General features: G+C 70.3%; 11 protein-coding genes. 5 read left to right on the top strand and 6 right to left on the bottom strand.

Annotated elements, in window-relative coordinates; translation table 11 throughout:
• The first annotated feature begins 312 nt into the window (after window positions 1–312).
• The 3 genes from ACQ614_RS19165 (at window position 313) to ACQ614_RS19155 (ending at window position 2,282) form a co-directional block, all read left to right on the top strand.
• A complete protein-coding gene (locus ACQ614_RS19165; protein ID WP_431679745.1) occupies window positions 313–1,251 on the top strand; it encodes a MarR family transcriptional regulator in 939 nt (312 codons plus the stop codon).
• A 122-nt stretch (window positions 1,252–1,373) separates the two neighbouring features.
• Window positions 1,374–1,760, top strand: a complete 387-nt coding sequence (locus ACQ614_RS19160) for a roadblock/LC7 domain-containing protein (RefSeq protein WP_431679744.1) — start codon at window positions 1,374–1,376, stop codon at window positions 1,758–1,760.
• Window positions 1,761–1,850: 90 nt separating this feature from the next.
• Entirely contained in the window at window positions 1,851–2,282 is a 432-nt protein-coding gene (locus ACQ614_RS19155) for a hypothetical protein (RefSeq protein WP_431679743.1), read from the top strand.
• 94 nt (window positions 2,283–2,376) lie between these two features.
• Here ACQ614_RS19155 and ACQ614_RS19150 read toward each other — a convergent pair whose 3' ends face one another.
• Window positions 2,377–2,811 carry a DUF4267 domain-containing protein gene (locus ACQ614_RS19150; RefSeq protein WP_431679742.1) on the bottom strand — a complete coding sequence of 145 codons (435 nt, stop codon included), beginning with the start codon at window positions 2,809–2,811 and terminating at the stop codon, window positions 2,377–2,379.
• A gap of 93 nt (window positions 2,812–2,904) precedes the next feature.
• Here ACQ614_RS19150 and ACQ614_RS19145 point away from each other — a divergent pair, with 93 nt between their 5' ends.
• Window positions 2,905–3,489, top strand: a complete 585-nt coding sequence (locus ACQ614_RS19145) for a TetR/AcrR family transcriptional regulator (RefSeq protein ID WP_431679741.1) — start codon at window positions 2,905–2,907, stop codon at window positions 3,487–3,489.
• Window positions 3,490–3,641: 152 nt separating this feature from the next.
• On the opposite strand, the gene ACQ614_RS19140 is transcribed toward ACQ614_RS19145, so the two are convergent.
• Window positions 3,642–4,088, bottom strand: coding sequence for a DUF5994 family protein (locus tag ACQ614_RS19140; RefSeq protein ID WP_431679740.1), 447 nt, complete (start codon window positions 4,086–4,088; stop codon window positions 3,642–3,644).
• Between the two features lie 255 nt (window positions 4,089–4,343).
• Between ACQ614_RS19140 and ACQ614_RS19135 the strand changes: the two genes are divergently transcribed.
• A complete protein-coding gene (locus ACQ614_RS19135) occupies window positions 4,344–4,766 on the top strand; it encodes a CBS domain-containing protein (RefSeq protein WP_431679739.1) in 423 nt (140 codons plus the stop codon).
• Between the two features lie 76 nt (window positions 4,767–4,842).
• Here ACQ614_RS19135 and ACQ614_RS19130 read toward each other — a convergent pair whose 3' ends face one another.
• The 4 genes from ACQ614_RS19130 to thiC all read right to left on the bottom strand — a co-directional run bounded on the left by ACQ614_RS19130 (window position 4,843) and on the right by thiC (window position 13,191).
• Entirely contained in the window at window positions 4,843–4,995 is a 153-nt protein-coding gene (locus tag ACQ614_RS19130; RefSeq protein ID WP_431684132.1) for a hypothetical protein, read from the bottom strand.
• A gap of 284 nt (window positions 4,996–5,279) precedes the next feature.
• Window positions 5,280–7,694, bottom strand: a complete 2,415-nt coding sequence (locus ACQ614_RS19125) for a non-reducing end alpha-L-arabinofuranosidase family hydrolase (RefSeq protein WP_431683963.1) — start codon at window positions 7,692–7,694, stop codon at window positions 5,280–5,282.
• A gap of 320 nt (window positions 7,695–8,014) precedes the next feature.
• Entirely contained in the window at window positions 8,015–10,642 is a 2,628-nt protein-coding gene (locus ACQ614_RS19120; RefSeq protein WP_431679738.1) for an RICIN domain-containing protein, read from the bottom strand.
• A 737-nt stretch (window positions 10,643–11,379) separates the two neighbouring features.
• Window positions 11,380–13,191: a phosphomethylpyrimidine synthase ThiC gene (thiC, locus tag ACQ614_RS19115; RefSeq protein WP_431679737.1), complete on the bottom strand. Its 1,812-nt coding sequence runs from the start codon at window positions 13,189–13,191 to the stop codon at window positions 11,380–11,382.
• Window positions 13,192–13,307: the final 116 nt, after the last annotated feature.

Genomic DNA, 13,307 nt, shown 5'->3' with positions numbered 1-13,307 from the left:
CAGGCCCGGCGGATCGGCAGCCTCGCCGCTCCGATTGCCGTGGACATTGCAGGAGCGATTACCGGCGAATACCACGCCGAATTACCGCTGTCCATCACGCAGTGGAACGGCTTGACTACCGATCGCGCCGGACGGTTGGATAACGCCAGTTGCCACCGGCGGGAATTCGCCGGTATTCGACCTCCACCGAGGGAGAGTTGTGCCTGAATTCACCGGGACCGGTCGAATACTTCGCCCTGCCGCCGGCGCCCGGTCGTTCCTGACCGGTTCCGACCGCATTCCCGATCGAATTCCGTGCTGCGGAGCGCGGGCGTGACAGAATTCCGTCCGGGCACCGGCCCGCCGCTGCCCGCCGTGGTGCGGACCGACGCGGCCGGCCGCCTTGCGACGGTTCTCTCCGCCACCCCGGGCGGGCGGCCGTCCGGCACGCTGACGGTGCTGGGAGACCCGGGCGGAGTGTTCCACCTGGCCTCAGGCATCATCACCGCGGTCGACTCCCCGGGCGCTCCGGACGTCGCCACGCTGCTGCTCCGCTCGGGGCGGGTCGGCGCCGCCGACTGGGAGGCCGCCTGCCACGCCGGCGCGGCCGACGGCCGGACGGGCGCCGAACTGGTCGCCCGCCAGCTGCTCGGCGCCGCCGAACTCCAGCTGATGTGCATGATGGCCGCCCTGGACGGCGCCTTCGCGGTGGCCGCCGGACGGGTCGACGGATGCACCCTGGCCGGCGGCCCGCCCGCCCACCGGCTGCCCGCACCCCAGGGTGTGGAGCCCGAGTGGCTGTTGCAGGAGACGGACCGCAGGCTCCGCGCGCTGGCCGCCCTCCGCCCGCCGCTCTCCCCGCTGCACGACCGGATCGGCCCCGCCCCGGGGACCGACCGCCGCAATGCCGGCGACGGCCGGGGCAGCCGGCTCACCGGCGAGCGGCGGGAGATCCTGCAGTGCGCCAACGGGCGGCGCAGCGCCCGGGACATCGCCTTCCGGCTCGGCCGCAGCCTCTACGCGGTCACCGTGGAGCTCTCGCGGCTGCTCGCCGACGGGCTGGTCGAGATCGTCCCGCCCGGTCCCGCGGCCCCGGTGGCGGGCGGCCGCCCCGGGGTGACGGCGGCCCGCCGCCCGCCGGACCCGTCGCCGGTCCACCAGCCGGCGGGCCGGCTGCCGCTGCCCAGGCGCCGCCGGGGAGCCAGCGGCATCAACGACGTCCTGTCGTGGCGGCCCGCGGCCGGCCGCCACCACCGCGCACCCGGTTCCTGAGCGGGCCGAGCTGCCCGGCCGGCCGTTGCCGGCATTTCTGCACCCAGCGCGACGGGCGGTTTCGGCATGCCGTGGAACGCGGCGCGCGGCCCCCGAGCAAGGAATTCCAGAACAGGAGAGATGTGAGCAGTGGAAACGGCGAATTGCTCGCCGAAATGCGCACCCTGCGGGACCGGGTGGCAGGTGTCACCGATCTCGCGCTGGCCGCCGTGGACGGTCTGCTGATCACGGCCGACGCCGAGGACGGGCTCGACACCGAGAGCCTGGCCGCACTGGCCGCCGCCGCCCTCGGCCTCGCCCGCCGGGCCGGCCAGGCCACCGGCAAGGGCCTGCTGCACCGCACGGTGGCGCAGTTCAGCCACGGCTACGTGGTCGTCCAACCGGTCGGCCGGATGGGCCTGATGACCGTCCTCGGCGACTCGGGCCTGGACGTCGCCCGCCTGCACACCGAGTCGCAGGCCGCGGCCGAGCGGATCGACCGCCTGCTCACCGCCGCACCGCAGGCCTGACACCCCGCCGGCCCGTCCTGCCGGCATTCCGACGTGCTGTCAGCCGTGTTGTCAGCCGTGTTGTCAGCCCAACCGCAGAGAAGGAGCACCATGAACTCACCGCAGGGATTCGGGAGCATGTCCGACCGGGTGCAGAACCTGGTCAAGGGCCTGCGCTCCGAGGTGCCCGAGTGCCTCGCCGCCGGCATCATCGACATGTCCACCGGCATGCTGCTGTCCGTCGAGACCGTCGACTCCCATCCGCCGGAGGTCCTCGACATGCTGGCCGCCGCCACCCTCGACCTGTTCCAGGGCCGCAACGTGGTAATGATCGAGGGCATCTTCAAGGAGCGGCGCGGTGTGGTCAGCGACCGCCACTACTTCCAGGAGATCCTGGTCAACAGCGACAACCTGGCGCACCTCTTCCTCCGCGTCGACAGCGGGGACGAGATCGTCGCCGTCGTCGTCTGCCGCAACACCGTGAACGTCGGCATGCTGTTCGCCCAGTCCCGCCGGGTCCTGAAGGAGACCGGCCGGCTCTGACCGCGATGCGCCGGGTCCGGGCCTCCCCCGACCGCGAGCTGCGCGGCGGCCGTACGGAGGTCCGGACCGGGCGTGCCCGCCGCCCCCGGAGGGGTCACCCGGCGGCGGGCCGCGGGTCGGCGGGCGGCGCCTGCTCGGCCGTCCGGGTGCGGTCCTCGGTCAACAGCATCACGGCCGCCAGCAGGACGAGGAGCGCCGCGAAGACGTGGACGCCCAGGACGGTCGCGAGCGTGCCGCCGTGGGTGGCCACGGCGAACGCGTCGCCGAGCGGGATGACGGCGTTGATGAGGACCACCCAGCCGAGGGCGCGGCGCTGACCGAGCGCCAGCAGCAGGAACGTGGTCGAGCCGACGGCGATGTCGCGGACGCCCTTCACGATGTAGTAGCCGCTCGCATTCCCCTGCGGCCACGGATCGATGCCGAAGCCGGGGGCGGAGCCGCCGGGGTTCAGCAGGAAGTTCAGTCCGAAGAACAGGACGGCCGCACCGGTCAGCGCGGCGAGTGCGGTGGTGAGGTGGCGCCTGGTCATGGGTCCCCCAATCAGAGTGCCTAGCATTGCTAGCTCTTGGAGCGATGCTAGACCTAGCGCCGCTTCCATGTCTAGCGCTGCTAGGATCGAGGCATGGCAGTACAGCAGCGCCGGGAGCGCGAACGATCGGAACGGCACCGCCTGATCATCAGTGCGGCCCGCGAACTCGCCGAGGCGGAGGGCTGGGGCGCGGTCACCACGCGCCGCCTCTCCGAGCGGGTCGAGTACAGCCAGCCCGTCCTCTACAGCCACTTCAAGGGCAAGGACGCCATCGTGGCGGCCGTGGCCGTCGAAGGGTTCGGGGAGATCGCCGAGGAACTGCGCCGCGCCCGCACCGCACAGGCCTCACCGCGCGCGGCGCTCGGCGCCCTGGCGGACGCGTACCTGGAGTTCGCCCGGGCGAAGCCCGCGGTCTACGCCGCGATGTTCGTCCGCGAGATCGACGTGGAGTTCGGCAGCGCGGCGACGCCGGCCCCGCTGAAGGCGGCCTTCGGCGAGCTCCTCGGCGCGGTCGAGCCACTGGCCGCCGCCCGCAACGCCGACCCGGAGGCCCTCACCGAGGTCTTCTGGAGCGCGCTCCACGGCCTGGCCACCCTGGAGGAGGGACACCGCCTGCGCCCCGGGGCCCACCGGACCCGGGTGGACCTCCTGATCGACCTGGTCGCCGCCGGCACGTGACGGTCTTCGGCGAGGCGACCACACCTCCCCGTGTCACGGCAGCCCTGGGGTGCGGCGCAACGCCACGATCCCACAGGTCACGAGCCGGCACGTACCGCGCTCCGCTTCGCGGCTCACAGACCGCATGTTCGGGCAGGACGGACAACCGCCGTTCAGCCGAGCAGGAGTTCTGCTGCCGGGGTGTGGTTTCCGGTCACCGAGGCTCCGGCCATGGCCGAGGCGGCCGCGCCCGGCGCGGTGCCGGGCGGCACCACGAGGAGCAGGAGGTGGTCCTGGAAGCCCCGGGTGACACTGATCGTCGCATCGCTGCCGGCGCACCAGTTGATCTTGATCATCAGGCCGTTCACCACGACGGACCGTGGCACGTCGTTCCAGGCCGAGGTGGCGAGGCCCACCCGGACGATGCGTCCGAAGTGGGCGCCGAGCGCGGTGATCAGGTCCGGCAGCTCCGCGAGGACATGGTTCGAGCGGGGCCACCAGGCGCCGTCGAACATCCCGTCCCGCGACATCGTGGGCTCCAGCACGAGGCGCGGCAACAACGGGGCGTCAGGTACGGACCACGGCCCGGGAGAGGGAGGGGTGGGAAGGGGGATCGGCATCATGAGGAGCCGCCCGTCCGGTCCACGAGGGACCAATCATGACCCAGGGCGACGCCGGCGCTGATGCCGGTATGCGGAATGTCCTTGGATACCTCCCACGGTACTCCGCCGCGGTCTCCCCGGAGCCGTTCTCCACGGGAGTAGGCTCGAAGAGATCCAGGGCATCCCGCATTCCGGTACCCCTTCCGGCTTCGTTCTGGGTGCAGACAGCCCGGCAGTCCCCGTGGACAGCCGGAGACGGGAACGGTGAACACCGTGACCACTCACCCGCAGCCAGGACGACACGGCCGCGGCCTCACGGTCGCCGACGCCATGGAGCCCTGCGACTACCAGATAGCCGACGACAGCACCGTCGACCAGGCCAACGACATCTTCCAAGGCGCTCGTGTCGAGTTCCTGCTCGTCCGCGACCACAACGGCCGGTGCGAGGGGCTGGTCACCCGCGCCGGACTCCACCCGTTCCTGTCCCGCTCGTGGTACACCGAGCGGACCGCGATCAGCGCCACCTCGCACCAGCGCGGCCCGTTCGCCTGGCCGACCATGGGTCTGGCCCTGGCCGCGATTTCCATGCGGATCAGGCGCCTGGTGGTCTGGCCCGTCGTCGACGAGGACGGCTACACGCTCGGCGTGCTCACGGCGGACCGCGCCACGGCCGTCCTCGCCGACGCGCCCGCATGAAGCGCCGCGTCCGGCCGGAGCACTGCTCCGGGAAGCCCCCTCCACCTCCCGGAGCAGCACCGACGACGAACGACCGTCAGTCCGCCAGCGGGAGGTAGACCCGGTTGCCCTGGGCGGCGAACTCGGCGGACTTCTCGGCCATGCCGACCAGCGCCTCGGAGTCGTAGCCGGACTCGACGGCGGTGGAGCCGTCGCCGTGCTCGTCGCGGATCTTCTGACTGATCTTCATCGAGCAGAGATTCGGCACGAACCCAGCACGTCCCCCGGTACCCGACGTGCCGACGGCCAACGTCCGCCAGATTCCGATACCCACCAGCCCGCCGAGTGTCGCATCTTCCTCGGCGTCACCCTCTGCTCTCGCAGGACCGCTGATGAAAGTCCACGAAAGAGGAACCCCAGCCGACGCACGGCTGGGGTTTCTCTATGCGGTAGTACCGGTCAACAGGTCGAGTCGGGCCCGTTCCTACGTGCCGGCAGGCCGCACCCGATCGTGATCACCGTGGGTGGGGCGGGTCAGCGCTTCAGGGTGAGGACGCCGGGCCGGTACGGCAGTTGGTCGTAGGGGCCGCTCGCGGTGGGGGACTTGCCCTGGTAGAGGAACTGCAGGTTGCAGGGGTCGATGGTCATGGTCTGGTCGGGGTTGCTGCGGACCAGGTCGCCGTGGCTGATGTCGTTGGTCCAGGTGGCACCGCTGTTGGCCTTGCCAGCGAAGGGGTTGCTCTCGCTGGCGGCCTGCGGGGTCCAGGAGCCGTTCAGGCTGGTGGCGGTGAAGGAGCGGAAGTAGCGCCCGTTCGCACCCTGCGCCTCAACGATCATGAGGTACTGGTTCTGGCCCTTGACCTTGTAGACCTGCGGCGCCTCGAACAGGTTGTTCGTCGTGTCGCTCATGACCGTCGTGTAGGACGAGCCGAAGCTGCCCGGGAAGTTCCCGATCGGCATGCTGGCCCGGTAGATCTTGCCGTTGTCACCGGCGAAGAACAGGTACATGTTCTGGCCGTCGGCGATCAGGGTCTGGTCGATCGGGCCGGTGCTGGACTTCGGGATGCTGCCGGTGAACAGCGGCTGCGGCGCGGACCAGCCGTTGGGGTTGGTCGGGTCGCTGGAGGTGCGGTAGATGAACGGCCACTGACCCCACTGGTACGCCAGCACCCAGATGTTCTTGGGCGCGAAGTAGAACAGCGTGGGCGCCACCGCGGCCTGGCCCATCCCGCTCTGCCCGGCCGACGCCATGTCCGACCAGTTCGTGAACGGGCTGAACATCATCGACCCGTACGACGATCCCGACACGTTCGACGCGTAGACCACGTGCTTGCCGTTGTACACCACATCGGTGAAGTCCTTCACCGACGCCCACCCGTTCGCCGGCTGCGCCAATGAACCCGTCGAAGTCCACCGGTAGGTCGACGGAAGGGCGCACGTGCCGCCCGGCGCGGGCGTGGTCGGGGTCGGGGTCGGGGTCGGCGCCGGGGTGGACGACCCGGACGACCTGAAGTTCCAGTGCTGGTTGGCTGCCCCCCAGGAGTCCCAGATCTGGACGGCGGTGCCGTTGGCGGTCTGGTTGCCGGGGGTCTCCAGGGCACGGCCGCTGGCGACGTTGATCAGGGTGAAGGAGCCGTCGCCGTTCTGGGCGGCCTTCCAGTGCTGGTTGGCGCCGCCGTTGGCGTCCCAGACCAGCAGCTTCGTGCCGTTGGCGGTCTGGCCGCCCGGCTCGTCCAGGACCCGGCCGCTGGCGACGTTGGTCAGCGTGTACGAGCCGTCGCCGTTCTTGGTGGCGCGCCACTGCTGGTTGGTGGCGCCGCTGGCGTCCCACACCTGGAGCGGGGTGCCGTTGCCGTTCTGCCCGGCGGGCTGGTCGAGAACACGTCCGGCGGCGCCCACCGCGGAGAGCGTGTAGACGGTGCCGGAGTTGATGCCGCCCGGCGTGCTGCCGCCGGCGCCGCCGAGGGCGGTGAGGACGGCGTTGTAGGCGGGCTTCTTGTTGCCGCTGTTGTCGAACAGCAGCGCGTTCTCACCGGTGCGCCAGGAGTCGCTGTCGCGGATGCCCCACACCGTGATGCCGGTGCAGCGGGCGACGGCGAGGCAGTCCTTGACGGCGTTGTCGTACGCGCTGGCGGACGCCTGGGCGATGTCGAGTTCGGTGATCTGGACGTCGACGCCGAGCGCGGCGAAGCTGGACAGGGTGGTCTGGAAGCTGGCCGGCGGGCCGCCCGCGCCGAAGTGGCTCTGGAAGCCGACGCAGTCGATCGGCACGCCGCGGGACTTGAAGTCCTTGACCATGCGGTAGACGCCCTGGGTCTTGGCGTCGGTCCAGTTCTCGATGTTGTAGTCGTTGTAGCAGAGCTTGGCCGAGGAGTCGGTGTTCCGAGCGGTGCGGAAGGCCTCCTCGATGAAGCCGTTGCCCAGCACGTTCTGGAACACCGAACTGCGGTGCTGGCCGCTGCCGCCGTCGGCGAAGGCCTCGTTGACCACGTCCCAGGCGTAGATCTTGCCCTTGTAGTGGGCCATCTCCTGGGTGATGTGGTTGTTCATCACACTGCGCAGGGTGTTGGCGTCGTTGATGGAGCCGACCCAGTTGGGCAGCTGGGAGTGCCAGACCAGGGTGTGGCCGCGCATGCGCTGGCCGTGCGCGGAGGCGTGGCTGACGATCGAGTCGGCGGCGCCGAAGTTGAACGACCCGCGGGAGGGCTCGATGGCGTCCCACTTCATCTCGTTCTCCGGGGTGATCATGTTGAATTCCCGGTCGAGAATGGTGGAGTACGTCGAGTCACCGAGCCTGCCCGCGGCCACCGCCGTACCGAAGTAGCGGCCGCTGCCGGCCGCTGCCGCGCCGAGGACGGTCGGCGTGCCGGCATTCGACGTGAATGCGGCCTGGGCGACCAGCGGTATGGCAGCACCCACGGCGGCGAGCACCACGGCGGCGGCGATCAGGCGGCGGGTTGCCGGACGGCGGCGATGAGAGCGGTTCTGATCTGGCAACAGCTTGTCCCTCTGGCGCAGTGGGCCTTGGTCTTGGCCACGGTTACCTGCCAGTTGCCGCCACGCACACAGAGGTTGCCGTGATCGGGAGAACTTTTTTGTCGAGTCGGAGATTGGCGCGGCCCTCGTCCCGTCGGGGCGAAGCCGCCCCGGACCACGAGGGCGCCCGCGGCGTTCCCGGCCTCGGCGCGATGGGTGTCGTCCTTGGTTTTCCGTCAGACGCGGCGGGACCGCAGGCCGTTTGACCTGCGGCCCCGCTCAGGGGGTCGGGATCAGGATGGGTCGCCGTACTGGAGGCCGCGTCCGTTGGTGCCGATGTAGACGCGGCCGAAGGTGTCGGGGTCGCCGGTGATGATGCCGAGGCTGCCGATGGCGCCCCACTGGTGGGCGTCGTCGTTGACGCGGAGCCAGGTGGCGCCCTTGTCGGTAGAGCGGAAGACTCCGGTGACGTCCTTGACGGTGCCGATCAGGTACAGGGCCTGGTAGTTGGCGCCGGGTGCGGCCTTGCCGAAGCCGAGGGCCGAGGCGGACTGCACCGAGCCGAGCGGGGTGAAGGTGCGGCCGCCGTCGGTGGAGTGCAGCAGCCCCTTGCCGCCGCCGGAGATCCACAGGTCCCCGGCGATGCCGGGGACGGCCGTGAGCCGGCCGGAGGGCAGGTTGCCGGTCCGGGCGGTGAAGGTCGCGCCGCCGTCGGTGCTGGCGTAGAGGGTGCCGCCGGACAGGGAGTAGAAGGTGTTGCCGGAGGAGCGGTCGGCGACGACCTCGGCGTCGGCGCCCAGGCCGCTGACCTTCGACCAGCTCGAGCCCTTGTCGGTCGAGCGGTACGGGACCTGACCGTCCTCGGTCCAGACGATGGTGGAGCCGTCCGCCGCAAGCGCGACATGGCCCATCTGGGAGCTGCTGACCGGCTCTGACTTGAAGCCGTTCCAGCTGCTGCCGCCGTCGGTGGAGTAGGCGCCGTCCTGCGCGCCGCCACGGCCGACGCGGACCATCATCGAGGGGTTGGACTGAGCGAAATCGATGTCGGTGCTGCTGCTCATCAGCGGGTTCTTCAGCCGTCCGGCGGGCACCTCGGTCAGGGAGTCGTGGCGGAAGCCGCCCTGGTCGCCCATGGAGGTGATGACGGTGGCGCCGCCGGGAGGGGCGATCGCGTCCGCCAGCGAGGTCTCCTCCAGCCCGCGGGCCCCGGAGGCCCAGTGGCTGGTGCCGCCGCTGTCGGAGGCGTTGGCGTCCTTGCTGCGCCAGATGCCGTTGCCGGTGCCGTACAGCGCGTGCCCGGAGTCGAAGGGATCGATGGCCAGCGCGGTCATCCAGTGCCCGGTGCCGGTACCGACGTAAGGAGCGCCGGAGGCGTCGCGCTGCGACTTGTCGGCCAGTGCCTTCCAGGTCGTGCCGCCGTCGGTGGTCCGGTAGACCTCGTCCTCGGGCCACCAGCGGTCGAGGGTGGTGACCATCACCGTGGACGGTCTCTGCGGGTCGACGGCCAGACCGGAGAACCCGTAACCGCCCTGGGAGGGGGAGATGTTCTTCCACGCGCCGCCGGACGGCGTGTACTTCCACACCGAGCCCGCCGTCGCGTCCATGGGGCCGATGCTGTTGCTGTAGGACAGGTACAGCGAGCCGTCACCGGAGACCACGCCGTGCTGCGGCATCTGGCCGGTGGGCTGCCCGGAGATGGCCTGCCAGGTGTTGCCGCCGTCGGTGGAGCGGTACAGGGAGGTGGACCTGTCGTTGACGCCGACGTAGATCGTGTTGCTGCCGGTCGGGCCGTACGTCACGAAGGAGATGCCCGCGCCGCTGCTCGCCCCGTCCTTGACGGGGAACGAGGAGACCTGACTCCATGTCGCGCCGTAGTCGGTGCTGCGCCACAGGCCGTTCTTGCGGGTGCCCAGCAGTAGGGTGCCGTGGTTCGCGGGGTCGATCACGAGCCGTTCGCCCGCCCCGCGGCCGGGTTCGTTGCCGCCCAGCTTGAACGGCAGATCGGTGCGCTGGAAGGTGCGGCCCCGGTCGGTGGAGCGCAGGATCGCGCCGTTGCCGGCCCACTCGTTGGTGTAGGTGCCCGTCGCGAGGTAGAGCCGGTTGGGGTCGACGGGGTCGGTGGCCAGCGCATCTATGCCCAGCAGGTTCCAGTCCTTCTCGCCAATCCAGTCGGTCAGCGGTATCCACTGCTCGGCCCCGGTGTCCCAGCGGTACGCGCCGCCCATGTCGGTGCGCGCGTACAACAGGCCCTTCTCCTTCTGGTTGAAGACCAGGCCGGTCACGTAACCGCCGCCCGCCACCGGGGCGTTCTTCCACACGTACGATCCGGACCCGGTCTGCGCGCCGCCGCTCTCCGCCACCTTCACCAGCTTCCACTGCTGGTTGGCGCCGCCCCAGCCGGGCCACTGGATGACCTGCGCGCCCCGGTCCGTGGAGCTTCCGGAGACGTCCAGGACCTGACCGCTCTTGCGGGAGGTGAAGGTGACGGCGTCGGAACCGCGCACATCGTCGATCCGCCACTGCTGGGACGCTGAGGACCTGTCCGTCTGCTGCTCGGCGGCAGCCGCCTGGCTGGTCGAGTCGCCCGCTATGCCCAGCACCTTGCCGCTGTTGCGGTTCACCAGCTCGTAGTAGCCGTCCCCGGTGGACTTCAGTTTCCACTGCTGGTTGGCGGTGTTCTGGTCGGTCCACTGCTGGATCCGGGTGCCGTCGGCGGTAGAGAAGGCGTTGACGTCCACCACCTGGCCGCTGCGTACCGAGACCAGCCTGTAGTAGGCACCGTTGTCGACCGTCGTGGCCTGGGAGTCCTCGGGTGTGAACATGAAGTACGAGACGCCGGCGAGGGGCACACCGAGCGCCAGAGCGGTGGCGCTGAAACGACGGCGGTGACGCCCGCGGCGCCCGCGGGTGGGGTTGCTCATGGGTAGACGTTCTCCTTGCGAACTGTGCACGAGGGAAAGGCGGATCGGGACACCGGAACTGGCCGGATCTACTTCCTTGTGGTCACAGGCTCCGCAAAGGGTTGCCGCGAGCCGGAAACTTTTTCCGGTCACCTCGTGGTGAGGTGAACGTTGATCAGCGTCCAGGGTGACGTCGGCGCCCTCGGCGTCGACGTTCCACACGCGCGTAGCCCAGAAGGGTCGGCGTCCTCATAAGCGGCTCAAGAACACGGCTGAGCAGGCATATCGGATGCGGTGGCGCTGAAGAGCACGGCCGCACACGTCGGCTGAACGGCTCCTGCCGACGCGCCACCGGCGCGGACCAGGCCGTCCAGCCATGCCCGGCGGCGGGTGAGCACGGACGGTTGGCGGTTCACTCGTCGTCCGCTTCTCCGCGCAGATACGCCTGATGTCACGCGCGACCGGCGCCGCACCATCCGAGTGCAGCGCTCCCTTGCCCCGAGACCCGGGCCGGGCGGAGCTCGAAGAGATTCGCCGGCTCTTTGACGGCCAGCTCGTCCACTGTGATGCCCTCGGCTGTGGCCTGCTCACGCAGACAGACCTCAACACCGTCCGGCACCTGAATGGACATGCGGACACCGCGCGCCTGCGCAGGAGGGCCGGAGCTCGGCGGAGACAATCCGGCCGCCCGGTAGGCCTGTACAGCGAAGCGCCGTCCCGGAAAGCGAAAGTCGCTCGGGACGGCGCTCGTCTGTAGGTCAGTCAGCCAGCGGCAGGTAGACCCGGTTACCCTGGGCCGCGAACTCCTCCGACTTGGCCTTCATGCCCTCGACGGCCTCCGCGTCGTACTCGGGCTCGGGCGCACCGTCGCCGTACTTCTCTGTGATGGTTCGACTGATCTTCATCGAGCAGAACTTCGGACCGCACATGGAGCAGAAGTGCGCGGTCTTGGCCGGCTCGGCGGGCAGCGTCTCGTCGTGGAAGTCGCGGGCGGTCTCCGGGTCGAGGGCCAGGTTGAACTGGTCCTCCCAGCGGAACTCGAAGCGCGCGTCGGAGAGCGCGTCGTCCCAGGCCTGGGCGCCGGGGTGGCCCTTGGCGAGGTCGGCGGCGTGGGCGGCGATCTTGTAGGTGATGACGCCGGTCTTGACGTCGTCCCGGTTGGGCAGGCCCAGGTGCTCCTTGGGCGTGACGTAGCAGAGCATCGCGGTGCCCCACCAGGCGATCATCGCGGCGCCGATGCCCGAGGTGATGTGGTCGTAGCCGGGGGCGACGTCCGTGGTGAGCGGGCCGAGGGTGTAGAAGGGCGCCTCGTCGCAGATCTCCTTCTGGAGGTCCATGTTCTCCTTGATCTTGTGCATCGGGACGTGGCCCGGGCCCTCGATCATCACCTGGACGTTGCGCTCGCGGGCGATCCGGCCGAGCTCGCCGAGCGTCTGCAGCTCTGCGAACTGGGCCTCGTCGTTGGCGTCCGCGATCGACCCCGGGCGCAGGCCGTCACCGAGCGAGAAGGTGACGTCGTACGCGGCGAGGATGTCGCAGAGCTCCTCGAAGTTGGTGTAGAGGAAGTTCTCCTTGTGGTGCGCCAGGCACCAGGCGGCCATGATCGAGCCGCCGCGGGAGACGATGCCGGTCTTGCGGCGGGCGGTCAGCGGCACGTACCGCAGCAGCACGCCGGCGTGGACGGTCATGTAGTCGACGCCCTGCTCGCACTGCTCGATGATGGTGTCGCGGTAGACCTCCCAGCTGAGGTCCTCGGCCCGGCCGTCGACCTTCTCCAGTGCCTGGTACAGCGGCACGGTGCCGATCGGCACGGGAGAGTTGCGGAGGATCCACTCGCGGGTGGTGTGGATGTTGCGGCCGGTCGAGAGGTCCATGACGGTGTCGGCGCCCCAGCGGGTCGCCCAGGTCATCTTCTCGACCTCCTCCTCGATGGAGGAGGTGACGGCGGAGTTGCCGATGTTGGCGTTGATCTTCACCAGGAAGTTGGTGCCGATGATCGCCGGCTCGACCTCGGGGTGGTTCACGTTGACCGGGATGACGGCCCGGCCGCGGGCCACCTCGTCGCGGACGAACTCCGGGGCCAGGCCCTCGCGGAGCGCCACGAACTCCATCTCGGGGGTGATCACGCCCTGCTTGGCGTAGGCGAGCTGGGTGACGGCGGTGCCGGCCCGGCCGCGCAGCGGGCGGCGCGGGCGGCCGGGGAAGACCGCGTCGAGGTTGCGGAGGTTCCCGCCGCGCGGCGAGGTGTGCTTGATGCCGTCGTCCTCGGGGCGGGCCTCGCGGCCCTCGTACTCCTCGACGTCGCCGCGCTGGCGGATCCAGGGGTCGCGCAGGGCGGGCAGGCCGCGCCGCACGTCGGGCTCGTAGGACGGGTCGGTGTACGGGCCGGAGGTGTCGTACAGCGGGACGGTGCGGCCGTTGGTGAGGAGGACCTCGCGGTACGGGACGCGGAGGTCGGGGCGGCTTCCCTCGCGGTGGGCCTTGCGCCAGGCCGGGGTGGGGTAGCCGGTGGACGCGCTGCTGACGTCCCGGCCGGAGGCAGACTGCGGCTGTGCTTCAAAGATGGTCATCAGACCCTCTACTCCCTACGCCGGCATTACCCGGTCAGGTTCCTGCGGTCGGCGCAGCGGTCGGTTCGCACACCTGCGATCCGTTCAGCGCCCTCTCAGCCCGGTGCTCCGAGCTC

The organism is Kitasatospora dryopteridis (assembly GCF_050749075.1).
Taxonomy (GTDB): domain Bacteria; phylum Actinomycetota; class Actinomycetes; order Streptomycetales; family Streptomycetaceae; genus Kitasatospora.
The sequence above is the reverse complement of the archived record's forward strand: the minus strand, read 5'-3'. Positions and strand labels throughout refer to the sequence as shown.

Coding starts and splice junctions, on each gene's coding strand:
- ACQ614_RS19140 (WP_431679740.1), bottom strand. CDS start 4,088: ATGCCGATCCCCCTTCCCACCCCTCCCTCTCCCGGGCCGTGGTCCGTA.
- ACQ614_RS19155 (WP_431679743.1), top strand. CDS start 1,851: ATGAACTCACCGCAGGGATTCGGGAGCATGTCCGACCGGGTGCAGAAC.
- ACQ614_RS19150 (WP_431679742.1), bottom strand. CDS start 2,811: ATGACCAGGCGCCACCTCACCACCGCACTCGCCGCGCTGACCGGTGCG.
- ACQ614_RS19130 (WP_431684132.1), bottom strand. CDS start 4,995: ATGAAGATCAGTCAGAAGATCCGCGACGAGCACGGCGACGGCTCCACC.
- ACQ614_RS19120 (WP_431679738.1), bottom strand. CDS start 10,642: ATGAGCAACCCCACCCGCGGGCGCCGCGGGCGTCACCGCCGTCGTTTC.
- thiC (WP_431679737.1), bottom strand. CDS start 13,191: ATGACCATCTTTGAAGCACAGCCGCAGTCTGCCTCCGGCCGGGACGTC.
- ACQ614_RS19145 (WP_431679741.1), top strand. CDS start 2,905: ATGGCAGTACAGCAGCGCCGGGAGCGCGAACGATCGGAACGGCACCGC.